This window comes from Actinacidiphila sp. bgisy160 (assembly GCF_057707815.1).
The window spans coordinates 22,101-43,820 of the sequence record NZ_JBYIQW010000061.1; the positions used below are offsets into that span (position 1 = coordinate 22,101).

Sequence of the window (21,720 nt, forward strand, 5' to 3'; positions counted from 1 at the left end):
ACGCGAGGGCCGGCGGTGACGGAAGTGGGTGAGCGGTTCGGCCTCCGAGGGTAAGGGGTGCGCGCCACCACCCACCCCGCCGGTTGCCTTTCCCACGCCGTACGGCTAACGCAGCGCCACAGCCAGGGGCGAGCCGGCCGCGGCACCGGACAGCGCGGCCGCCGTCCGCCGCGGGACCGACAGCACGATCAGCGCTCCGCCGCCCCCGCCGCCGTCAAGGCCGGGGGCGGCGGCGCCCTCGGCGGCGGGGAGGGGCACCGCCACCACGGGCGCCCCGCGCGCCACCACGCGCGCCGCCGCGAGGATGTCGACCCGGTCACCGGGCCGCACCAGCCCGGCCGCCGCCGCGTCCGCGATGCGCACCGGCGCCCGCACCATGTCCCGCGCCGCAGCGGCGGGCACGGGAGCGGGGCCTTCCCGCCCCGGCCGGCCGGGCTGCGAGTCCGTCCGGGCCGCCGCGGCGGCCAGCGCGGCCGCGGTCATCGCCAGGCCCGCGGCCATCATCCGCCGCCGGCGGCGCAGCACGTGGCGCAACCGGTGCCGCCCGCCGCCCGCCCTGATCGGCGCGAACACCGGGACCAGGCACGGCGCGGGCGCACCCGCCCCCGCGGGTGGCACCGGAACGCCACCGCGATCCGCCCACAGCGCGGCTCCACCGCTGTCCACCATCTCGACCACCCCCGTCATCGGGCCCTCGTCCGCCGGCGCATCCGGCCTCGCAGGACCACCATGGCGCATCGCGCCGACGCGGCCCGGCGGCCTGTGGAGTACCCACCAGTTGTGGATAACTCGGTCACCCGTTCGAGGGGACGGGCTCGACGGGTCTGGCGGTGCGGCGCCCGCGGTGGTGTGCTTGCTGGTAGCGAACCGAAGCGTCCAGTCAGTCCGAGAGCGGGAGGTGGTCGACGTGCCCAGGCAGTCATTGCGCGACGGCCCGTCCGAGAGGTCGAGAGCCCATCCGGGGGATGTCAGCCGTCGCGTCGCTCAGCGGCGAGAACAACTGGGGCTCAGCCGCGAGGAAGTGGCCGCCAAGGCCGGCATGACGCCGAGCTATGTGCGGTACGTGGAGGAGCAGTGCCACCACACCATCGGGACCAACGCCCTGCTCCGGCTCGCGGGCGCGTTGCGGACCACCGCCAGCCATCTGCTGGGGGGCGACGCCGAACACCTCCCCCCGGAGACGGAGGCCTCCGGGCCGCCGGTGATGGAGGAACTGCTGTCGGAGGAGTGCTGGACCCGGCTGTCCGGCCATGACGTCGGCAGGATCGCGCTCACCACCGGCAGCGGGCACCCCGCGGTCGTCCCGGTGAACTACGCGGTCGTCGACGGTGCCATCGTCTACCGCACCGCTGCGGACGCGCCCCCGTCCCTGGCCAGGGGCAGCGAGGTCGCCTTCGAGGTCGATCAGCTCGATGCCTGCCTCAGTGCGGGATGGAGCGTGCTCGTCCTCGGGGTTGCCGAGCACGTCGTCGATCCCGAGGACGCCCGCGCGCTGGAGACGCATCCCGGCCCGTGGTCCGGGGGTGAGGACGATCTGTGGATACGCATCGTCCCCACCCACATCACGGGCAGCCTCATACGCACTGTGTAGCGCGGAGGGGCCGTCGCGGCCCGCCGAGGGGGGATCGATCAGGCTCGGTGGAAGACCGCTACGGGACAGTGCGCGTGATGCAGCACGGCGTGCGTCACATGGGCCAGCCGACCGTCGGTGCGCTGATGCCGCCGGGCACCCGCGACGAGCAGATCGGCATGGGCCGAGGCATCCACCAGCGCACCGCTCGCGGAGGTGGCCTTGACCAGGTCCACGGTCACGGTGAGGTCCGGGTACTCCCCGCGGATCGTGTTGGCGACATGCTGTTCCGCCGCCGCCTCCCGGTCACCGACCGACGTGGCGTCGTCCAGCCCGGGCACCATCTCGCCCACCGCCCCGAGCAGGCTCCACGCGGTCAGGAGGCGCAGGGTGGCCTTCCGCAGCCGGGCCTCGTCGGCGGCGAAGCGCACGGTGGCCAGATCCGTCTCATCCTTGATCCCGACCAGGACGACACCGGTGGACGGTTGCTCGCTGCCGCGCACGACGACCACGGGCCCGTGCGCATGGGTCGCCACCCGCAATCCGACCGAGCCGAGCAGCAGGGCGTGGAAGCCTCCGCGTCCACGGCAGCCGACGACGGTCAGGCTCTCGGGCCCTGAGTGCTCCAGGAGGCTTTCTGTGGGCTTGCCCTTGTCGAGTGAGGTGGAGACCGTCAGGTCCGGGTAGCGGGCGGTGGCCGACGCCGCCGCTTCGTCCAGCAGCGCGCGGCCGCCGTCGAGGACGAGCTGTGCGGTCTCGGGGGACAGATTCCTGCCGGAACGGGTCTCGACGCCGACCGCGTGCAGGATGTGCAGCGGGCGATCGCGCAGCACGGCCTCACCGGCGGCCCACAGCACCGCAGCGGTGGCGCGGGGCGAACCGTCCGTGCCGACCACGACTGGTCCGTGGCTGGTGTCCATGGCGGTGCCTCCTTGTGGCTTTCGCTCCGCTCGGCTCCGTTCCCCACCCCGCCCCGTTCACCTCTCGGTCCACGCTTCAGCGCACGTCTCAGCCCGGCACGAGGACCGCCGCACCGTTGACGCGGTCGGCGGCCAGGTCGGACAGCGCCCGGTCCGCGTGGTCCAGGGGATAGGGAGTGGCGGTCACCTGGATCCCGATTCTGGCGGCCAGGGCCAGGAACTCCTGCCCGTCCTGGCGTGTGTTGGAGGTGACGCTGCGCAGATTGCGTTCCTGGAACAGATGGCGCTGGTAGTTCAGCGCCGGGATGTCGCTCAGGTGGATGCCCGCGACCGCCAGCGTGCCGCCCCGGTCCAGGGCCGCCAGGGCCGGCGGCACCAGATCGCCGACCGGCGCGAAGAGGATGGCCGCGTCCAACGGCTCCGGCGGCCGGTCCGCCGCCGCTCCCGCGGAGGCGGCACCGAGCTCCAGCGCGAGGTCCCGCGCCCGCTCCGACCGGGTCAGTACATGCACGGTGGCCCCCTCGGCCAGCGCGACCTGGGCGGCGATGTGCGCGGAGGCGCCGAAGCCGTAGATGCCCAGCCGTCCCCCGGCCGGCAGGTCGCTGCGGCGCAGGGCGCGGTAGCCGATGATGCCCGCGCACAGCAGCGGCGCCAGGTGCACCGCGTCCCGGCCGTCGGCGTCCTCGGGCAGCGCGTAGGCGTAGTCCTCGGGCACGGAGGTGAAGTCGGCGAAGCCGCCGTCGGCGTCCCAGCCGGTGTACAGCGAGTACGGGCACAGGTTCTCGCGGCCGGTCAGGCAGTAGGCGCACTTCCCGCAGGTGCCGCGGAGCCAGGCGATGCCCACCCGGTCGCCCTCGGCGAAGCGGCTGACGAGCTCACCGCCGCCGATGACCCGTCCCACCACCTCGTGACCGGGGACGGTCTCCCGGCGGTGCGGCGGCAGGTCCCCCTCCGCCAGGTGCAGATCGGTACGGCACACGCCGCACGCCTCCACGCGCAGCAGCAGTTCGCGCGGTCCGGGCACCGGCTTGGGGCGCCCGACGCGTACCAGCGGCTCCGTGATCATGGGCCCGGGCCGGTCGACGACCCAACCACTCAGCATGTCTCCAGTCTGCGACCGGAGGCCGGGGCGCTGCAGCACGAAACCGGTCGCGCGGGTACGCCGAAGGCCCCCGTCGCCCACGACGGGGGCCTCCTTCAGGCCAGGGTGCCGTCGGCTCCGCTCAGGCGGCCGAGGTGCTCGCCGAGCTCGTGGAGCCGCTGGAGGTGCTGGTGGAACCGGTGGATCCACTGGAGGAGCCGGAGCCGCTCTTGGAGTCCGAAGAGGACTTCGACTCCGAGGCGCTGCTCTTGGCGGCCGGCGTGCTGCTGGACGACGAGCCGCGGCTGTCGGTCCGGTAGAAGCCGGATCCCTTGAAGACGACGCCGACCGCGGAGAAGACCTTGCGCAGCCGGCCGTTGCAGGCCGGGCACTCGGTCAGCGGGTCGTCGGTGAACTTCTGCACCGCCTCGAGGCCCTCGCCGCAGGCGGTGCACTGGTACTGGTACGTCGGCACTTGCTCCTCCTGGCACTCTGACTCAGTGAGTGCTAACGACGGTCAATAGTGCAGTATTCCGCGGCGTCAGTCCACCGCGACCGGCTCGCGGTGACCGATGCCACTGCCCTGGCCGGTCCCGGCGCCGCGTGCCGCGACCACTTCGGACGGCCTCGGCGCGAGCCGTTCGCGCAGTGCCAGCACGGTGAGGAGTGCCAGCCCGGTACCCGCCAGCGGCACGGTGAATCCGGCGCTCGCCCCGATCCCGTCGGCCAGCCGCCCGGCCGCGGTGGCCGCCGCCGCCTGGCCCAGCGCCACCGCGCCGGTCAGCCAGGTGAAGGCCTCCGTGCGGACCCCCGCGGGCACCAGCGACTCGACCAGGGTGTAGCCGGTGATCAGGGCCGGGGCGATGGTGAGCCCGACCAGCAGCCCGAGCCCGCCCAGCAGCGGCACGGCGTGCGCCGCCCACAGCATCGAGGTGGCCAGGGTCAGCGCCGTGTAGCCGACGACCATGCGCCGTTTGGGCCCCGACTTCCAGGCGACCGCGCCGCACGCCAGCCCCGCGAGCATGTTGCCGGCCGCGAAGGTCCCGTAGAGCAGGCCGTTGATGCCGGGCCGCCCGATCTCCTCCGTGAAGGCCGTCACGGAGACCTGCATGCCGCCGAAGACGGCGCCGATCCCGAGGAAGGCCACGGCCAGCACCCGCACGCCGGGCACGGTCAGCGCGGAGGCCTCACGCTTCCGGGCGCCCGGTACGGACCGGGAGGGTGCGGGTGCGGTCCGCCGCTGGGCGGCGAAGAGCAGGCCGCCGGCGAGCGTCAGCACGGCCTCGGACAGCAGCCCGGCCGCCGGATGCACCCCGGTGGCCAGCGCCGTGGCCAGCACCGGTCCGATGACGAAGGTGAACTCGTCCGTGACCGACTCGAAGGCCGCCGCCGTCTGCAGCAGCGGTGACCCGGCCGGCAGCGTGGCCGCCCAGCGGGCCCGCACCATGGGCCCGACCTGCGGGACCGAGGCGCCGGTGGGCACCGCCACCGCCAGCAGCGCCCACAGCGGCGCGTGCGCCAGCGCGAGCACGGCGAGCATCGTCCCGGACGCCGCGTGGACGAGCACCCCGGGCAGCAGCACGGCACCCTGGCCGAAGCGGTCGGAGAGCTTGCCGCTCTGCGGGGCGAACAGCGCCATGGAGACGCCGGTGACGGCCGAGACGGCACCGGCGGTGCCGTAGGAGCCGGTGGTGTGCTGCACCAGCAGCACGATGCCGATGGTCAGCATCGCGAAGGGCTGGCGCGCCGCGAACCCGGGCAGCAGGAAGGTCCACGCACCCGGCGTGCGCAGCAACTGCCCGTATCCCGGGCGCGTCGCGGCACGGGAACGCCGGGAGGAACCCGAAGGACGGGGTGATCGGGACGAACGGGACGTACGAGTGACCGTGGATACCACGGCCGGGCCTTTCCGCCGCCTGGTAGCGCACCCTGGACGCCTGGTCGCGTTCCTGTGCGCCGAGAGCTGTCCTCTCGCGCATGACCGAGGTAGATACCGGGCTGTCCGGCCGCCGGGCGGTCGCGCCAGCTCTGCGTCAGGCAGAGTTGGTGGTGACTGTCGACAGTCATGCTAACGGCCGGCACCACCGCCCGATTCCAGCCATCCGGCCAGCTTTCCGCCGCGTCCCACCGCACGCAGCCGTGCCTCCGCCTTGTCCCGCACCGGGTCGGTGGCGACGACGAGAAGTTCGTCACCATGCCGCAGCACCGTCGTCGGCAGCGGGACGAAACTCTTGTTTTCGCGGACGACCAGGGTGACCGCCGCGCCCGGCGGCAGCCGCAGTTCGCTGACCTCCACGCCGTGCATGCGCGAGCGTGGCGGGATCCGCACCGACAGCAGGTGCCCGCGCAGCCGCTCCAGGGGCGCGGACTCGATCCCCAGGTCCTCCGCGGCCCCCGGGTCCCCGAGCCGGAGCCTGCGGGCGACCCAGGGCAGTGTCGGACCCTGCACGAGGGTGTAGACGATGACCAGGACGAAGACGATGTTGAAGATGCGCTCGCTCTGCCGGACGCCCGCGACCATGGGGATCGTGGCCAGGACGATGGGCACCGCCCCGCGCAGCCCGGCCCAGGACAGCAGCACCTGGTCGCGGAAGGGCGTGCGGAACGGCAGCAGGCTCGCCGTCACCGACAGCGGCCGCGCCACGGCCGTCAGGACCAGACCGACCACGAGCGCCGGCACGATGTCGTCGCCGAGCTCGTGCGGGGTCACCAGCAGGCCCAGCAGCACGAACAGGCCGATCTGCGCCAGCCAGGCGAGCCCTTCCGCGAAGCCCCTGGTGGCCGGGCGGTGCGGGAGTTTGGCGTTGCCCAGCACGACGGAGGCGACGTACACGGCGAGGAACCCCGAGCCGTGGGCGAGCGCCCCGCCCGCGTAGGCGAGGACGGCGATCGCCAGGACCGCGATCGGGTAGAGGCCGGAGGCGGGCAGCGCGACGCGGCGCATCGCGAACGCGCCCAGCATGCCGATCGCCAGGCCGATCGCGGCGCCGATGGCCAGCTCCAGGGCGATCTCGCCCAGCAGCAGGCCCCAGTTGTGCACCGGCCAGTGCTCGGAGAAGGCGACGACAAGGATGACCACCGGGGCGTCGTTGAAGCCGGACTCCGCTTCGAGCACACCGGTCACCCGGCTCGGCAGCGGCACCCTGCGCAGCACCGAGAAGACGGCCGCCGCGTCGGTGGACGAGACGACCGCGCCGATGAGGAGCGACTGCCGCCAGTCCAACCCGACCAGGTAGTGCCCCGCGGCGGCCGTGATGCCGACGCTGACCGCGATGCCCAAGGTCGCCAGGACCGCCGCCGCCGGAACCGCCGGTTTGATCTCCCGCCACTGCGTGCCGAGACCACCCTCGGCCAGGATCACCACAAGTGCGGCATACCCCAATACTTGGGTCAATGCGGCGTTGTTGAAGGCGACTCCCAGTCCGTCCTGTCCTATCGCGACCCCAATGCCCAGATAGAGGAGCAGGCTGGGCAGGCCGCTGCGCGAGGAGAGGCGCACGGCGACCACCGCTATGAGCAGCACAAGGGCGCACATCAGCAGGAGTTCGTTGAGGCGGTCGACAGTCAGGAGCCGGTCCTTTCGGCGAAGTTCATTGCCTTACCTAATATTTTACCTGTGCTTGGGGTTGTGGCGATCTCCGTCCACAGGACCGGACACCGCCTGGGGGGCTACGGGTCGGTGCGCCTAAGGTGGCCCCTAGCAATCGGTCCACCCTGCCTTTCGAAGGACATCGATGCCCGCCAAGAAGAAGTCCCGCCGCACGCGCCTCATCGTGATCGGGGTCGTGCTCGTGCTCGTGGCGGGCATCGTCTACGGGTCGTACTGGAGTGTCGCCACCGTCCGCGCCTCCCTCCCGCAGACCACCGGAACCCTGCAGCTCAAGGGCCTGGCCAGTGCCGTCCAAGTGAAGCGCGACGGCAACGGCATCCCGCAGATCTACGCCGACACCGCCGAGGACCTGTTCCGCGCCCAGGGCTACGTCCAGGCCCAGGACCGCTTCTACGAGATGGACGTGCGCCGGCACCTGACCGCCGGCCGGCTGTCGGAGATGTTCGGCAGCGGCCAGGTCGAGACCGACGCCTTTCTGCGCACGCTCGGCTGGCGCCGGGTCGCACAGCAGGAGTACGACACCAAGCTGTCGGCCACCACGAAGAAGTACCTCCAGGCCTACTCCGACGGCGTCAACGCCTACTTGGACGGCCACTCCGGCGCCGACCTGTCCGTCGAGTACGCGGCGCTGAAGTTCAGCAACGACTACGTGCCGGAGAAGTGGACCCCGGTCGACTCGGTCGCCTGGCTGAAGGCGATGGCCTGGGATCTGCGCGGCAACATGCAGGACGAGATCGACCGCTCGCTGCTGTCGAGCCGGCTGAACCGCGCGCAGATCGATCAGCTCTACCCCGCCTACCCGTACGCCCGGAACAAGCCGATCGTCGAGGACGGCAAGGTCAACGAGTCCACGGGCGATTACGAAACGGCCGGAACCATCACAAAAGCGGGCACCAGTCCCGGATCCGGTACGGGCGCCGACACGAACACGGGCGGCACCGGCACCGGAACGGAGGCCGGCACCGGCACCGGCACCGGCACCGCCTCCACCTCCGAGGCGACCTCGAACGTCCAGTCCCAGCTGTCGTCGCTCTCCGACACCCTCGACGAGATCCCGGCGCTGCTCGGCCCCAACGGCAACGGCATCGGTTCCAACTCCTGGGTCGTCTCCGGCGAGCACACCACCACCGGCAAGCCGCTGCTGGCCAACGACCCCCACCTCGCCCCGCAGATGCCCTCGCTCTGGTACCAGATGGGCCTGCACTGCAACAGCGTCGGCAAGTCCTGCCCCTTCGACGTCGCCGGCTACACCTTCTCCGGCATGCCCGGTGTGATCATCGGCCACAACCAGTCGATCGCCTGGGGCATGACCAACCTCGGTGCCGACGTGACCGACCTCTACCTGGAGAAGGTCACCGCCGACACGTACCTGTACGACGGCAAGCAGCAGCGCTTCAAGACGCGCAAGGAGACCATCAAGGTCGCCGGCGGTGGCGACCGCACGATCACGGTGCGCAGCACCGACAACGGCCCGGTGATCTCCGACCGCAGCGCCGAGCTGCGCACGGTGGGAGACCAGGCCCCGGTGCCGAACTCCGCGCCGGACCGCGGCGACGGCTACGCGGTCTCCCTCAAGTGGACCGCGCTCTACCCGTCCAACACCGTGGACGCGGTCTTCGAGCTCGACACGGCGACCGACTGGAAGCAGTTCCGGGCCGCCGCCCGCGACTTCGCCGTCCCGTCCCAGAACCTGATCTACGCCGACGACAAGGGCGCCCACGGCCACATCGGCTACCAGGCCCCCGGCTGGATCCCGGTCCGTGCCGCGGGCTACGACGGCACCTACCCGGCCCCCGGCTGGGACCCGCGGTACCAGTGGAAGAAGCCGATCCCCTTCTCCGCCATGCCGTACGACTACGACCCGAAGCGCGGCTACATCGTCACCGCCAACCAGGCCGTGGTCGACCAGCAGAAGTACCCCTACCTGCTGACGGAGGACTGGGGTTACGGCATGCGCAGCCAGCGGATCGACGACCTGATCCAGTTGAAGATCAGGGACGGCGGCCTGGTCTCCATGGACGACATGCAGGAGATGCAGGGCGACAGCTTCAGCGTGGTCGCCAAGAAGCTCGTGCCGATGCTGCTGAAGATCAACATAAAGAACGACAAGGACGACTACGTTCGCGACGCCCAGAAGCTGCTGGAGGGCTGGGATCTCAACCAGGACTCCGACTCCGCGCCCGCGGCCTACTTCAACGCCGTCTGGCGCAACATCCTCAAGCTGGCCTTCGGCAACAAGCTGCCCAAGGAACTGCGCCCCCAGGGCCAATGCCTGACCGTGCCCGCCGCCGACCAGACCGGTCCGGTCGACGACCTCGGCGGCGCGCCCAAGCTCGTGCGGGAGTGCGGCCGGCGTGCCGCCGACCAGGCGCAGCCGGACGGCGGCGACCGCTGGTTCGAGGTCGTGCTCTCGATCCTCGACGACGAGGACAACCCGTGGTGGACGACCTCGCCCACCGCCTTCTACGACAAGGACAGCGGCCGCGCCCGCACCACCCGTGACGAGCTGTTCGCCCAGGCCATGAAGGACGCCCGCTACGAGCTGACCGCCAAGCTGGGCAAGGACATCGACACATGGAGCTGGGGCCGCCTCCACACACTGGAGCTGCGCAACCAGACCCTGGGAACCGGCGGCCCGGCCGTCGTCCGGTGGCTGCTCAACCGCGGTCCGTGGCAGATAGGCGGCGGCGAGGGGGCGGTCAACGCGGCCGGCTGGAACGCGGCGGGCGGCTACGAGGTCGTCTGGGTGCCGTCGATGCGGATGGTGGTCTCGCTCGACGACTTCGACAAGTCCCGGTGGATCAACCTGACGGGAGCCTCCGGCCACGCCTACAGCTCCCACTACACCGACCAGACCACCAAGTGGGCCAAGGGCGAGCTGCTGCCGTGGGTCTTCACCAAGCAGCCTGTCGACGGGGCCACGGAGGACACCCTGGCGCTGACGCCGTAGCCCGCGCGGGCGGCGCGTGGCGACAACCGTGACGACAACGGGGGGCGGGCCGTTCGGCCCGCCCCTCAGCGCTTCCCGAAGCGCCGTACGCCCACCGGGGTGACCACCGCGTCGACCGGCCGGTCGTGCGGCTCGTCGGGCAGCCGGTCCAGCACCTCGTGCGCGTACAGCAGCACCACCAGCGCGGGCCGCACCCCCGCAGCGTCCAGCCGGGCCAGCACCCGGTCGTACGAGCCCCCGCCACGGCCCAGGCGCAGCCCCCGGCCGTCGACGGCCAGTCCCGGGAGCAGGACCGTGTCCGCCCCGGTCACCGCGGCGGGGCCCAGTCGCGGGCCGGTGGGCTCGTACAGGCCGCGGGCGGTCCGCACGAGGGCGCCGGAGCCCTCGTAGGCCGCCCAGTCCAGGTCGTTGTCCGGCAGCAGGACCGGCAGCAGCACCCGCTCCCCCCGCTCGCGCAGTACGTCGAGCAGCGCGCGCGTGCCGGGCTCACCACCCATCGACACATAGGCCGCGACCGTCCGGGCCTCCGACAATTCGGGCAGATCGAGGGCGTGTTGCGCGATCGCCCGTTCGGCCTCGGTACGGTCATCCGGAGTCAACCCGCGCCTCACCTGGAGGAGGCCTTCCCGCAATTCCCTCTTGCCGGCGTTGTTGTCACTCATCGGACGCGCAACCGCCGCCTATCGGCATCAAGCAACCGGAACTTCATCTTCACCTCATATGCAGCGGTTATCGTTGCCCCATGACTCACGCACGTACCAGGATCAGCAAGGCTGTCATCCCTGCCGCCGGGCTTGGCACCCGTTTCCTACCCGCCACGAAGGCGACTCCCAAGGAAATGCTGCCGGTGGTCGACAAGCCCGCCATCCAGTACGTCGTCGAGGAAGCCGTCGCCGCGAACCTCTCCGACGTCCTCATGATCACCGGCCGGAACAAGCGGCCGCTCGAGGACCACTTCGACCGCAACTACGAACTCGAGTCCGCGCTGTCCGCGAAGGGCGACGAGGCCCGCCTGGCGAGGGTTCAGGAGTCCAGCGACCTCGCCACCATGCACTACGTCCGCCAGGGCGACCCGCGCGGCCTCGGCCACGCCGTGCTGTGCGCCGAGCCGCACGTCGGCGACCAGCCCTTCGCGGTGCTGCTCGGCGACGACCTGATCGACCCGCGGGACCCGCTGCTCGGCCGCATGATCGAGGTGCAGGAGCAGCACGGCGGCAGCGTCGTCGCGCTGATGGAGGTCGACCCGAGTCAGATCCACCTCTACGGCTGCGCCGCCATAGTCCCCACTGGTGACGACGACGTGGTCCGCGTGACCGACCTCGTCGAGAAGCCCGCGCCGGGCGAGGCCCCCTCCTCGTACGCCGTCATCGGGCGCTATGTGCTGGACCCGTCCGTCTTCGCGGTGCTCAGCAAGACCCAGCCCGGCCGCGGCGGCGAGATCCAGCTGACCGACGCGCTGCGCGAACTGGCCCAGGAGGACGGCCCGGACGGCCCCGTGCACGGTGTCGTCTTCACCGGCCGGCGCTACGACACCGGAGACCGCGGCGACTACCTGCGTGCGATTGTCCGACTGGCATGCGAACGTGATGACCTGGGGCCGGACTTCCGGTCCTGGCTGCGCACGTACGTCAGCGAGGAGATGCAAGATTGAGCAGTGGCACGGCCGACCGCGTCTGGTCCGTCTCGGAGCACCTCGACAACATCCTGCGGCAGCTGAAGCCGCTGGAACCCATCGAGCTGCAACTCCTCGACGCCCAGGGGTGCGTCCTCGTCGAGGACGTCATGGTGCCCGTCGCGTTGCCGCCCTTCGAGAACAGCTCGATGGACGGCTACGCGGTGCGCACCACCGACACCCAGGGCGCCGACGCATCCCATCCGGCCGTGCTCACCGTCATCGGTGACGTGGCGGCCGGCAGCGGCGAACTGCCCACCGTGGGCCCCGGGCAGACCGCCCGCATCATGACCGGCGCCCCGCTGCCCCCCGGTGCCGAGGCCGTCGTCCCCGTCGAGTGGACCGACGGCGGCACCGGCGGCGCACCGGTCGTCGGCATGCCCGCCGCGAGCCGCAGCCCCGACGCCGTGGGCGGCGAGGTCCGTGTCTACCGGCCCGTGGGGCCGGGCGACCACGTCCGGGCCCGGGGCAGCGACGTCGCCGCGGGCGAGCTGGCGCTGAGCGCCGGCACGGTGCTGGGCCCGCCGCAGATCGCCCTGCTCGCCGCCGTCGGCCGGGCCACCGTACGGGTGCGGCCGCGGCCGCGGGTGGTCGTGGTCTCCACCGGAAGCGAGCTGGTCCCGCCCGGCGAGGAGCTGGGCCCGGGCCGCATCCACGACTCCAACAGCTACATGCTCACCGCCGCCGCCCGCGAGGCCGGCGCCCAGTCGTACCGGGTGGGCGCGGTCGCGGACGACGCCGAGACCTTCCGGGCCACCGTCGAGGACCAGCTGATCCGGGCGGACATCCTGGTCACCACCGGCGGCGTCAGCGTCGGCGCGTACGACGTGGTGAAGGAGGCCCTCGGCGAGGAGATCGAGTTCCGCAAGCTGGCCATGCAGCCCGGCAAGCCGCAGGGCTTCGGCTTCATCGACGCCGGCGCCCGCAGCGAGGCGGAGGGTGACGGCGGGGACGCGGAAGCCGCGCCGCCCGAGCCCGAGCGCACCCCGCTGCTCGCCCTGCCCGGCAACCCGGTCAGCGCCTACGTCTCCTTCGAGCTGTTCGTCCGGCCCGCGATCCGCACCCTCATGGGCGTGGAGCCGGTCTTCCGGACGACCGTACGGGCCGTCTGCGAGGGTGACCTGACCTCCTCGCCCAAGGGAAGGCGGCAATTCCTGCGCGGCCGCTACCACCCCGCCACCGGCCGGGTCACCCCCGTGGGCGGCGCCGGATCCCACCTGGTCAAGGCCCTCGCCCACGCGAACTCGCTGATCGTGGTGCCCGAGGACACGACGGAGGTCGCGGCGGGCTCGGAGGTCGAGGTCGTGCTGCTCGACTGAGCGGGTACCGTTACTGCCCACGCGAGCACGCGGCGAGCAGTGGGAGTGCCGTACCGATGACAGAACAGCAGCATCTGACGCACATCGACGAGGCGGGGGCGGCCCGCATGGTCGACGTCTCGGACAAGGACGTCACCGCCCGCACCGCGCGTGCCACCGGCCGGGTCCTGGTGTCGCCGCGCGTCATCGAGTTGCTGCGGGGCGAGGGCGTGCCCAAGGGGGACGCCCTCGCCACCGCGCGCATCGCCGGGATCATGGGCGCCAAGCGCACTCCCGACCTCATTCCGCTCTGCCACCCGCTGGCGGTCTCCGGGGTGAAGGTCGACCTCGCCGTCGGCGACTCCTGCGTGGACATCACGGCCACCGTGAAGACGACCGACCGCACGGGCGTCGAGATGGAGGCCCTCACCGCGGTGACCGTCGCCGCGCTGACGGTCGTCGACATGGTCAAGGCCGTCGACAAGGCCGCGGTCATCACGGACGTACGGGTCGAGGAGAAGACCGGCGGCAAGTCCGGGGACTGGAGCCGCACCCGATGAGGGCACTCGCGATCACCGCGTCCAACCGCGCGGCCGCCGGGGTCTACGAGGACCGCGGCGGCCCGCTGGTCGTCGCCGGGCTGCGGGAGATGGGCTTCACCGTGGACGGACCGCGCGTCGTCCCGGACGGGGAGCCCGTCGGCAGCGCGCTCCGGGAGGCCGTGGCCGAGGGGTACGACGTGGTGGTCACCACCGGCGGCACCGGCATCTCGCCCACCGACCGCACCCCGGAGGTCACCCGCGCCGTCCTCGACTACGAGGTCCCCGGCGTCGCCGAGGCCGTCCGCGCCGCGGGCCGCGAGAAGGTGCCGACGGCCGCGCTGTCCCGTGGCGTCTGCGGTGTCGCCGGGCGCACCCTGGTGGTGAACCTCCCCGGGTCGACCGGTGGTGTCAAGGACGGCCTGGCCGTCCTGGCCCCGATCCTCGTCCATGCCGTCGAGCAGATCCACGGCGGCGACCACCCTACGACTGGGAGACCGAGCTGAACGGGTCCTGGCCGGCCGAGCTGGCGGACGCGGACGTCCTCCTCCGCCCGATAAGGATGCGCGACCAGCGGGCCTGGCGCGAGGTGAACCGGCGCAACCGCGAATGGCTGCGGCCGTGGGAGGCCACCGTGCCCCCGGCGCCGCCCGGTCACCTCACCCAGCGGCCCACCTACCGGCAGATGGTCCGCCAGCTGCGCCACGAGGCCGCCGCGGGCCGCATGATGCCGTTCGTCGTCGAGTACCAGGGACGGCTGGCCGGACAGCTCACCGTCGCCGGGATCACCTGGGGCTCCATGTGCAGCGCCCATATCGGCTACTGGGTCGACGAGGCCGTCGCCGGCCGCGGGGTCATGCCCACCGCGGTCGCGCTCGCCGTCGACCACTGCTTCCGCGCGGTCGGACTGCACCGCATCGAGGTCTGCATCCGGCCGGAGAACATGCCCAGCCGGCGGGTGGTGGAGAAACTCGGCTTCCGCGAGGAAGGGCTGCGCCCCCGCTATCTCCATATCGACGGAGCTTGGCGTGACCATCTGGTCTTCGCGTTGACGGCCGAGGAGGTGCCGGAGGGAATGCTCCACCGCTGGCACCAGGCCCGACCTGGCACGGCTCACAAATAAAATGTCTGTTCGAAAATGACCGCCGATCCGACTCCGACTTGAACGCAATCAGAAAAAAATTTCGGAGTATCAGCCAGATCGTGCGACACACCGCGCCAAATTGCGTATGCCCTGTCGCGAACCCCCCTACCGTGTGATGCGTGAGCAGCAGCGGCCTCATCTACGCAGTCATCGTCGGGGCCTGGGCTGCCTACTTGGTGCCGATGTGGCTCCGTAGGCAGGACGAGCTCAACGAAGCGCGCCCGACGGAACGCTTCAGCACCGCCATCCGGCTGTTGTCCGGGCGTGCGGCACTGGAGCGCAAGTACGCCAAGACGGCGGACCCGGAATCGGAGGCCGAGGCGGAGCCCGCGGTCGACGTCCGGGCCCTCGCCGTACCCGCGACGGAGGTGAAGCCGAAGTCCCGGCAGAACGTGAAGGCGGGGAATCCCGGCAAGCGGGCGAAGCGGGGCGGGACGGCGAATCCCGGGAAGGCGAACAAGCCCAATCCGCGGGCCAAGGTGCTCGCCGCCCGCCGCCGCACCATCACGCTGCTCTTCCTGGGCTTCACCGCGGGCATGATCGTCGCCGCCGTCGGCGGCGTCGCCTTCCTGTGGGCCCCCGCCGCGCCCGCCGTGCTGCTCACGTTCTACATCGCCTACCTGCGCGCCCAGGAACGCCGCCGCTTCGAGGTCAAGATCGACCAGCGCCGCGCCGCCGACGCCGCCAAGCGCCTGCGTGAGGCCCGTACGACCCGCGAGCCGGTCGCCGAGGCGCCCGATGCGAACGAGCCCGCGCCGCCCGCCGAGGAGCCCGCGACGGCCGACCGGCGCGCCCTCGTGGAGCAGACCGACCACGCCGAGTGGGTCGACCAGCAGCGCATCCCCGCCGAGGACACCTGGGAGGTCCCGGCACCGCGGCCCACCTTCTCCACCGCCCCGGTCACCCCGCGCCGCTCCCGAGACCGCTCCCGCACCCCCCTGTTCGACCAGCAGGCCGACCGCGACCGCCCCCGCGCCGCCAACGAGTGACCTCCCGGCGGCGGGGGCGCGGAGCACCCCCGCCGGGATGCTAGAGTTTTCCTCGTTGCAAGGGCCTGTGGCGCAGTCCGGTAGCGCACCTCGTTCGCATCGAGGGGGTCAGGGGTTCGAATCCCCTCAGGTCCACAGCACGGGCCGTTCACGACTTAGGTCGGAAACGGTTCACGAGATCCCATCCAGATCGGTTGTCTGGATGGGATTTCCTGCATTTCAGGCTAGGTACGGCACGGATGCCGCTTCGGGAAGCCCCGTCCGGTGCCGAGGGCACGGCGAGCGGAGCCGGCGATGGTCGCGCGGGCATGGCGAAGCGGCCGTGGGACCGGAGTGCTGGTGGTCCCACGGCGCGGCGGTGTGGCTTCGCTTGTGCCTGCCGGACGTCTACGTGGCGGGGTTCTCGGGCGGCGGGGTGACGATGTCGCTTTCTTCGAGGACGTCCGTCGCCTCGTACGGATCGGGCGTCTCGGGCACCTCGCCGATCGTGTAGTACTCCGCCTTCCACAGGCGTCGCTCGCGGAGGAACGACTCGATGGTCCTCACGTTCTCGACCATGAGCTGGACGGCGGTCAGCAGGGTCTGCGCCACCCGTCCGCGACTCTGCCGCTTCTCGCGGGCGTGCAGAAACGTGTCGACGTTCTTGGCGCGGCCGTTGAGCCCTTCGATGTGGCTGCGCAGGCCGCGGTAGGCGCGTTGCCAAAGCGCCCGGCCCCAGGGGAGTTCCTGGCGCAGTTTGGGCATCACGTCGGCCGGCACTGTCACCGTGGACTGCTGGCAGATGGCGGGACGTTGGTGCTTGGGACTGTCGGGCGGTCGCACCGTTGGGCGTGCCCCCGGATGAGCGCGACGGGCGCGCGGATTGTCCAGGTCGACGGTGTGCGCGGCACGGCCTGGACGTCGAGGCTGTGTGCGACGCCGCGATCGGTCGGCGTCCGCGTCGCGCTCCTGGGCCCACGGGCAGGTGACGCGCGGGCTGGTGCCTGCTGCGGGGCACTGGCGGCGTTCCAGACCGCGGTGGTCTGCCGACTGCTTCAGGGGCAGGACGTAGGGGTCTGCCTGGACGATGAGCGGCAGCAGTTCCTCCCTCTGGGAGCTGCCCTTCGCGGCGGACATCTGGTGGTAGGCGTCGATGATCCGCTGCGGTGTGTGGGGGCACAGCAGGTCGCCCGCGATGGCGATGGTTCCCTCGGGGGCGTCCTTCTCCTTCTTGACCATGGTGGTCTTGTAGTCGAGGACGACCTTGTAACCGAGGGCGCGTACGGGGGCGTGGAAGTTCTCGACCTTGGCATCGGAGTAGGCGAGGTCCCCGGCGATGAATCCCTTGACGGGCCAGAGCCGCTGGACGATCTGCAGCAGGCGCACGGCTTGGGGACCGATGTCTTTGCTCGGCGCGTGGACGGCCATGCCCATGCACAGTTGGGGGTAGCGACGGGAGGTGGCCGGGTCGCTGTGTCCCGCCACCAACAGCGTGGCGCTGTAGCCGAAGGTCTCATCACCGCCGCCGGAGACGTGCAGGCCGGCCGTCACTTCGAGCGACGCGTGTCGCCTGGTGCTCGGCCGGGCCCAGGTAGGGACCGCGGTTGTGTCCACCGACAGATCGCCACGCCAGTCGTCCATCAGACCGCGGGCGACGGCGACGCGGACGGGCACCAGGACAAGCCGGTTGGCGATCCGCGAAAGCGCGTGCGAGGCATCGAGATTGCGCGGATGTGCCCAGGCCAGACGGTACGGCTCTGTTTCGTGGCGGGCCATCCGGGTCCGCCGGTCGTGCCGGGCCGGGTCCAGCAGAGTCGTGATGCGGGACCACGCATCGTAGAAGCGCTTCGCCGAGGCGTGCGTGGCATCGATGTCCGTCGCATCGACCGGCCTGAGCTCGAAGTACTTCAGCCAGTGCTTACGCAGCCGGAACTGCATGCACTCCCAGGCGTCGTCGATGTTCGTACTGCGTGTCTCGCGAGCGGCGAGGATCAGGCCGACCAGCACGGTTTCGGCCAGAAGACCGCGAGGGCCAGGACGGGCGGCCCCCAACGGGGCGAGGTCGTCGAGAATGCCGCTGGCCCGGACGAGGTCGCGGACCTGCCGCACATGGCGGTCGTTGAGCTTGGAGGGATGCGGTGACGGCGCGGGCCTGCGCTCTTCACGCTTGTGCGTCATGCCCACCCCCGAAGCAGGCGAACGGCGGCGTCTTTGGAGATCTCGGGCACCCAGGCCAGGTAGGGAGCGAGAGAGGCGGCGGACTGCAGGCCGGCAGCCTTGGCGACGAGGTCGGAAGGGACGCGGTCGCGGAGGAGGGAGACGATCCAGGTCGCGCGCAGGCGTCTCATGTCCGGGACGGGGACCTTGCGATCACGAGGCCGGTTTCTGTCGACCCAGTTGCTGATCGCGTTCTTCGGGTGCTCCACCTCGCGGTCCGGGGCGTACAGGTACCGGTGGCCCGCGGTGCTGGCGAGTTCGGCGAGGGTCTCCTCCCAGAGCGACCGGCAGACGATCAGCCGGTCGCTGCCAGGAACGCGGACGACAACCGCATCGCTGGTCAGGACGTGAATGTCTGTCCCGCGCACAGCGAGCATCTCTGCGGGGAACAGGCCGCAGCCGGCACCCAGAGCAAGCATCGCCCGGGCGTTGCCACGGCCGGTGGGGGTGGGCGGAAGGTTGTCCGCCCACACGGCCAGGCGGGTGAGGGCGCTCGCGCTGTAGGGCCGCGCGCGGGATCGGTCGGCGCTCAGGTGCGGCCGCGCCGGCTCGCCGCGCTCGACCCAGACCAGCACCTCGCGGACCCTGCTGAGCAGCGATGCGTAGGTCTGGAGCGTGCTCGGAGCGTGCTTCGTGCCCGTCAGCAGGCAGTGGGTGATGGTCGACTGGTCCAGCCACACAGCCGGGTCGCGGGGCACGCCCGCTCGCTCGGCATGGACAGCGAGCATCGCCACCACACGCAAGACCGTGGTGAGCCGGTACGGAACGTGGTCGGCCACGGTCGCGACCAGCATCCGCACGCCGTCGGCAACCGCCTCCCACTCCGGCGGTGCGTCTTTCGGGCGGTACCGCAGGATCGCATGACTCATCTCTGGCTCCAGCACGACATGCCACGAATAGCGGCTAATCAAATAGCCGCATTGCTGGACATAGTGCACATCGACGTGGAGGAGCGCATCTCGATGCCCGGTGGCACGCACCGCAGCACGGCCCCGAGGGACTTTGCCGTGGACCCGGACCTGTGGCCCCACGCGCCGCTGCCCGGGCACCCGCAGGCGGGTGTCGTCCAGGCCCTCGCGCGGGCCCTGGAGCGCGAGATGGCGCGTCAGGGCCTCAGCCTGAGGCAGTTGGCGCAACTGAGCGGGATCAACCGGCAGGTCATCGCGAACCTGCTCCGGGGGGACAGTTGGCCCGACGTCGTCACCGTCAGCCGCCTTGAGGACGGTCTCGGGATGCCGCTGTGGCCCGGGGCGACGAGCCCGGCGTCGGCCGTCGCTGGAGACATGAAGTGACACGTATGCCTACTTTCCGCACATTCTAAGGTGGAATGGCAGGGTGAAATCGGCCACGCGCCCCCGAGCGGAGATGCTCTCCACTAATCTCGGGTGTACGTGAACCATGATCAGGGGCACGTGAGGTGCCGCCGGGCTCCACCCCGGCGGCACCACCCCTGAAATGACGATCAAGGGCGCGTGGTCTGCGTCAGGCGGCCTCCGAGATGTTGTCGGCGCGAGCGATCTCGTAGACACCGCGGGAGACCTTGACCACAAGGCCCTTGCGTGCCAGACGATTCAGGGCCGTTCGGACGTTCTCGGTGGGCCGCTTTGAGCTGCGCAACTTGTCGGTTCTTCCCTGATCTCTCAGGCGGTTGATCGCTTCCAGGACGTCACGGACGCGCAGGGGCCGGTTCGCGCTTGCCATGAGGTTCATGATCAGGTCCGGAAGCGTTGCCGTGCCTGACTCGTTATCGACTTCCGTCACGGCAAGCTGAGGATCGTCTGATGGGGTGAGGTCCTCAGCCTCTGCGTCCTGACCCTCGACGGTTTCGCCCTCAGTCGCTTCGCGTGGTTGCTGCGGAGAGACGCCCAGGTCGGGCAGCGACTCGATGAGTGACGTGTAGAGGGCCTCGAGACGGGCCAGGCGCCCCTCGGCTTGGGCGAGTTGCGATCGCAGAGTGGAACAGCCCTCGTGCTGCTCCTTCATCTGCTCGTGCACCAAGGTCAGGGTGTCCAGCACGGCGGAATGCGCGCCTGATTCCATCGGCATGCTTCCTCCTGCGTCACGGCCAACATCAACCAGGCGCAAGCGTAGGGGACTTGTCGGGTATGACGGGCCAAGATCCAGGAAATCCGGCGACGGAAAACAGACCTTGCCAGACACGGTCGGTTCTGGACTGCACGCGACGGTTGCAACCGACCAGGCGCCTGGTCTGGTTGCGACTGCCGGACTGCCTGGAACCGAGCCTGACGGGTCGGTCTCTCCTGTCGTTGTGCGTGCTTGGGGCGGATGTACCAGTCGGCCATGCGAGCCGGCTCGGCGTAGCTCGACTGGGGTTGCGTCCGCAGCGCCGGGGCGGGTGCCGAGACGCTCGTGCCTGGACTGCGCGATCGACGTACTGAAGTCCCTGAGGGGTGCCGGCATTTGCTATCCGCTGGCTGTGACGGCCTCTGATTGCAAAGCGATCCGGCGAGCTGCGGCGGCAGTAGTCTGCTCGGGCCCGAACTCGGCGACCAAGCGGTCCAGCAGCGTGTTCAGACGCGCGGCCTCATCGGCTCGATCTCGGGACATGCCGTCCCGCAGGGCCCGAGTCGCGTACTCATCCGGATCCTGCCCGGAGGCTGCAGCGGCATATCGCACCCTCGCGTAGACCTCGTCGCTTACTTGCACACTGAGCAAGTGCATGCCGTCCTTGCCGGGATATGCGGTGGACAAGGTGTCGATGGGCAGCAGGTCGCCCAGTGCGGCCCAGACGCCGCTCAGAGCAACCTGTCGGTTCGCAGTGCTGATCACGGTGAGCAGACGGGTCCGGTCGGCCGAAACCGCCAGCGGGATTGCGCATTTGTGTCGGGCAGCCCTGAGCTCTCTCTTGAGGGCTGGGCGAATCAAGGTGACCTCGATGGCGTGCACTGGCATAGCCGCTCCTTGTGGGGGATCTATATGGGAGTCCGTCGATGGGAGCAGTCGGATACGAGTCATCGCCCGCAATTGGCCAGACGCCGCCGACGCTCTTCGACGGATCTCAGAAGAGCGTGATCGGTCCGGCCGGCAGCCACCCGTCGAGGTAGCCGTCGACGAGATCGGTGGTGCGGTCGGAGTGCGGTTCCCGAAGGACATCGCCAAGTACCGCGCGCGGCGTCCACCGAGCCGTCAGGTCAGGGCGGTCGGCGGCGAACGGGTCCGAGCGCATTGGGGAGCCGATGCGCGCCAGGAAGACGTGCTCCTCCAACCGTACGGCCGATGTGCCGTCCGGGGGACGGGCCCAGCGCCGCCCGATCACGGAGCCCCAACGCACGGCTCGCCCTCTGAAGTAGCGTTCCGCCACTCGAGCAGCGGCTTCCGCGTAGGACTCCGTGGATCTGACGGAACTTTGCGGCAAGGCCCAATGCGAGGGGTCCGACTCAGGGCGCTGGAAAAGAGCCACTTTCTCATCAGCGTCGATCGCGACGAGGGCGGCGATGCGGCGAAAGCGAGGAGCAGGGACATCCATGAGAGCAGCATTGAGTGTGGTTAGACAAATAGCCACTGGATTGAGCCGGGAGGGTGGTCGGGGTCCTCGCAGCGGGCCGCAGTGCCAGGCCAGGCTGACGTCACTGCCAGAGAGCCGGCTCTCCAGCGGCGCTGAGCTCGTGGGTTACTGGCGGCAGCATGGCCAGGTGAGAGTCGGCGGCTCTGGTCGACCGCCTATGGGCACAGCTGGTAGCCCCATGAATGTGTCCGGCGGTGTCGAGACCCTGCGGGGCTTGGAGTGTCC

The 21,720-nt window shown here is 70.8% G+C and carries 21 protein-coding genes and 1 tRNA gene; 10 read left to right on the plus strand and 12 right to left on the minus strand.

Translation table 11 applies throughout. The features are described 5' to 3' along the window. Positions 1-105 precede the first annotated feature (105 nt). Positions 106-687, minus strand: coding sequence for a hypothetical protein (locus tag AC3EUJ_RS31765; RefSeq protein WP_431967493.1), 582 nt, complete (start codon positions 685-687; stop codon positions 106-108). A gap of 220 nt (positions 688-907) precedes the next feature. Here AC3EUJ_RS31765 and AC3EUJ_RS31770 point away from each other — a divergent pair, with 220 nt between their 5' ends. Then, positions 908-1,591 carry a helix-turn-helix domain-containing protein gene (locus AC3EUJ_RS31770; protein ID WP_431967497.1) on the plus strand — a complete coding sequence of 228 codons (684 nt, stop codon included), beginning with the start codon at positions 908-910 and terminating at the stop codon, positions 1,589-1,591. A gap of 38 nt (positions 1,592-1,629) precedes the next feature. On the opposite strand, the gene AC3EUJ_RS31775 is transcribed toward AC3EUJ_RS31770, so the two are convergent. The 5 genes from AC3EUJ_RS31775 to AC3EUJ_RS31795 all read right to left on the minus strand — a co-directional run bounded on the left by AC3EUJ_RS31775 (position 1,630) and on the right by AC3EUJ_RS31795 (position 7,139). Then, on the minus strand, positions 1,630-2,490 hold the full coding sequence (locus AC3EUJ_RS31775) for a universal stress protein (RefSeq protein ID WP_431967499.1): 861 nt from the start codon (positions 2,488-2,490) through the stop codon (positions 1,630-1,632). 88 nt (positions 2,491-2,578) lie between these two features. After that, positions 2,579-3,592, minus strand: a complete 1,014-nt coding sequence (locus tag AC3EUJ_RS31780; RefSeq protein WP_431967501.1) for a zinc-dependent alcohol dehydrogenase family protein — start codon at positions 3,590-3,592, stop codon at positions 2,579-2,581. Between the two features lie 121 nt (positions 3,593-3,713). Then, a complete protein-coding gene (locus AC3EUJ_RS31785) occupies positions 3,714-4,046 on the minus strand; it encodes an FmdB family zinc ribbon protein (protein WP_431967503.1) in 333 nt (110 codons plus the stop codon). A 66-nt stretch (positions 4,047-4,112) separates the two neighbouring features. Then, the gene (locus AC3EUJ_RS31790) at positions 4,113-5,468 is read right to left on the minus strand and encodes an MFS transporter (RefSeq protein ID WP_431967505.1); all 1,356 of its coding nucleotides are present in this window, start codon (positions 5,466-5,468) and stop codon (positions 4,113-4,115) included. Between the two features lie 171 nt (positions 5,469-5,639). Continuing rightward, a complete protein-coding gene (locus AC3EUJ_RS31795; RefSeq protein ID WP_431967531.1) occupies positions 5,640-7,139 on the minus strand; it encodes a potassium/proton antiporter in 1,500 nt (499 codons plus the stop codon). Between the two features lie 166 nt (positions 7,140-7,305). On the opposite strand from AC3EUJ_RS31795, the gene AC3EUJ_RS31800 reads away from it, so the two are divergent. Further along, positions 7,306-10,131, plus strand: a complete 2,826-nt coding sequence (locus AC3EUJ_RS31800; protein ID WP_431967507.1) for a penicillin acylase family protein — start codon at positions 7,306-7,308, stop codon at positions 10,129-10,131. A gap of 65 nt (positions 10,132-10,196) precedes the next feature. Here AC3EUJ_RS31800 and AC3EUJ_RS31805 read toward each other — a convergent pair whose 3' ends face one another. After that, on the minus strand, positions 10,197-10,793 hold the full coding sequence (locus AC3EUJ_RS31805; protein ID WP_431967509.1) for a 5-formyltetrahydrofolate cyclo-ligase: 597 nt from the start codon (positions 10,791-10,793) through the stop codon (positions 10,197-10,199). 80 nt (positions 10,794-10,873) lie between these two features. Here AC3EUJ_RS31805 and galU point away from each other — a divergent pair, with 80 nt between their 5' ends. The 7 genes from galU to AC3EUJ_RS31840 all read left to right on the plus strand — a co-directional run bounded on the left by galU (position 10,874) and on the right by AC3EUJ_RS31840 (position 15,908). Then, positions 10,874-11,782, plus strand: coding sequence for a UTP--glucose-1-phosphate uridylyltransferase GalU (galU, locus tag AC3EUJ_RS31810; RefSeq protein ID WP_431967511.1), 909 nt, complete (start codon positions 10,874-10,876; stop codon positions 11,780-11,782). Beyond that, positions 11,779-13,122 carry a molybdopterin molybdotransferase MoeA gene (locus AC3EUJ_RS31815; protein ID WP_431967513.1) on the plus strand — a complete coding sequence of 448 codons (1,344 nt, stop codon included), beginning with the start codon at positions 11,779-11,781 and terminating at the stop codon, positions 13,120-13,122. The genes galU and AC3EUJ_RS31815 overlap by 4 nt, the downstream gene beginning before the upstream one ends. Before the next feature lie 56 nt (positions 13,123-13,178). After that, the gene (gene moaC, locus AC3EUJ_RS31820) at positions 13,179-13,661 is read left to right on the plus strand and encodes a cyclic pyranopterin monophosphate synthase MoaC (RefSeq protein ID WP_431967514.1); all 483 of its coding nucleotides are present in this window, start codon (positions 13,179-13,181) and stop codon (positions 13,659-13,661) included. Next, complete coding sequence (locus tag AC3EUJ_RS31825; protein ID WP_431967516.1) at positions 13,658-14,146, plus strand: MogA/MoaB family molybdenum cofactor biosynthesis protein; 489 nt, start codon at positions 13,658-13,660, stop codon at positions 14,144-14,146. Before moaC ends, AC3EUJ_RS31825 begins: the two co-directional genes overlap by 4 nt. Next, entirely contained in the window at positions 14,143-14,763 is a 621-nt protein-coding gene (locus AC3EUJ_RS31830; RefSeq protein ID WP_431967533.1) for a GNAT family N-acetyltransferase, read from the plus strand. The genes AC3EUJ_RS31825 and AC3EUJ_RS31830 overlap by 4 nt, the downstream gene beginning before the upstream one ends. 140 nt (positions 14,764-14,903) lie before the next feature. Then, a complete protein-coding gene (gene sepX, locus AC3EUJ_RS31835) occupies positions 14,904-15,773 on the plus strand; it encodes a divisome protein SepX/GlpR (RefSeq protein ID WP_431967518.1) in 870 nt (289 codons plus the stop codon). A gap of 61 nt (positions 15,774-15,834) precedes the next feature. Next, positions 15,835-15,908 (plus strand) — tRNA-Ala (locus AC3EUJ_RS31840). A gap of 252 nt (positions 15,909-16,160) precedes the next feature. On the opposite strand, the gene AC3EUJ_RS31845 is transcribed toward AC3EUJ_RS31840, so the two are convergent. Beyond that, positions 16,161-17,930 carry a hypothetical protein gene (locus AC3EUJ_RS31845; RefSeq protein WP_431967520.1) on the minus strand — a complete coding sequence of 590 codons (1,770 nt, stop codon included), beginning with the start codon at positions 17,928-17,930 and terminating at the stop codon, positions 16,161-16,163. After that, positions 17,927-18,907, minus strand: coding sequence for a hypothetical protein (locus AC3EUJ_RS31850; protein ID WP_401973403.1), 981 nt, complete (start codon positions 18,905-18,907; stop codon positions 17,927-17,929). Before AC3EUJ_RS31850 ends, AC3EUJ_RS31845 begins: the two co-directional genes overlap by 4 nt. Between AC3EUJ_RS31850 and AC3EUJ_RS31855 the strand changes: the two genes are divergently transcribed. Further along, positions 18,890-19,261, plus strand: a complete 372-nt coding sequence (locus tag AC3EUJ_RS31855; protein WP_431967523.1) for a helix-turn-helix domain-containing protein — start codon at positions 18,890-18,892, stop codon at positions 19,259-19,261. The genes AC3EUJ_RS31850 and AC3EUJ_RS31855 overlap by 18 nt on opposite strands. A gap of 190 nt (positions 19,262-19,451) precedes the next feature. Here the strand turns inward: AC3EUJ_RS31855 and AC3EUJ_RS31860 are convergent, their stop codons facing one another. The 3 genes from AC3EUJ_RS31860 to AC3EUJ_RS31870 form a co-directional block, all read right to left on the minus strand. Then, positions 19,452-20,015 (minus strand): hypothetical protein, encoded by a 564-nt coding sequence (locus AC3EUJ_RS31860; protein ID WP_431967525.1) that lies wholly within the window; start codon positions 20,013-20,015, stop codon positions 19,452-19,454. A 378-nt stretch (positions 20,016-20,393) separates the two neighbouring features. Further along, positions 20,394-20,876 (minus strand): hypothetical protein, encoded by a 483-nt coding sequence (locus tag AC3EUJ_RS31865; protein WP_431967527.1) that lies wholly within the window; start codon positions 20,874-20,876, stop codon positions 20,394-20,396. 112 nt (positions 20,877-20,988) lie between these two features. Next, positions 20,989-21,456, minus strand: coding sequence for an NUDIX domain-containing protein (locus AC3EUJ_RS31870; RefSeq protein ID WP_431967529.1), 468 nt, complete (start codon positions 21,454-21,456; stop codon positions 20,989-20,991). Positions 21,457-21,720: the final 264 nt, after the last annotated feature.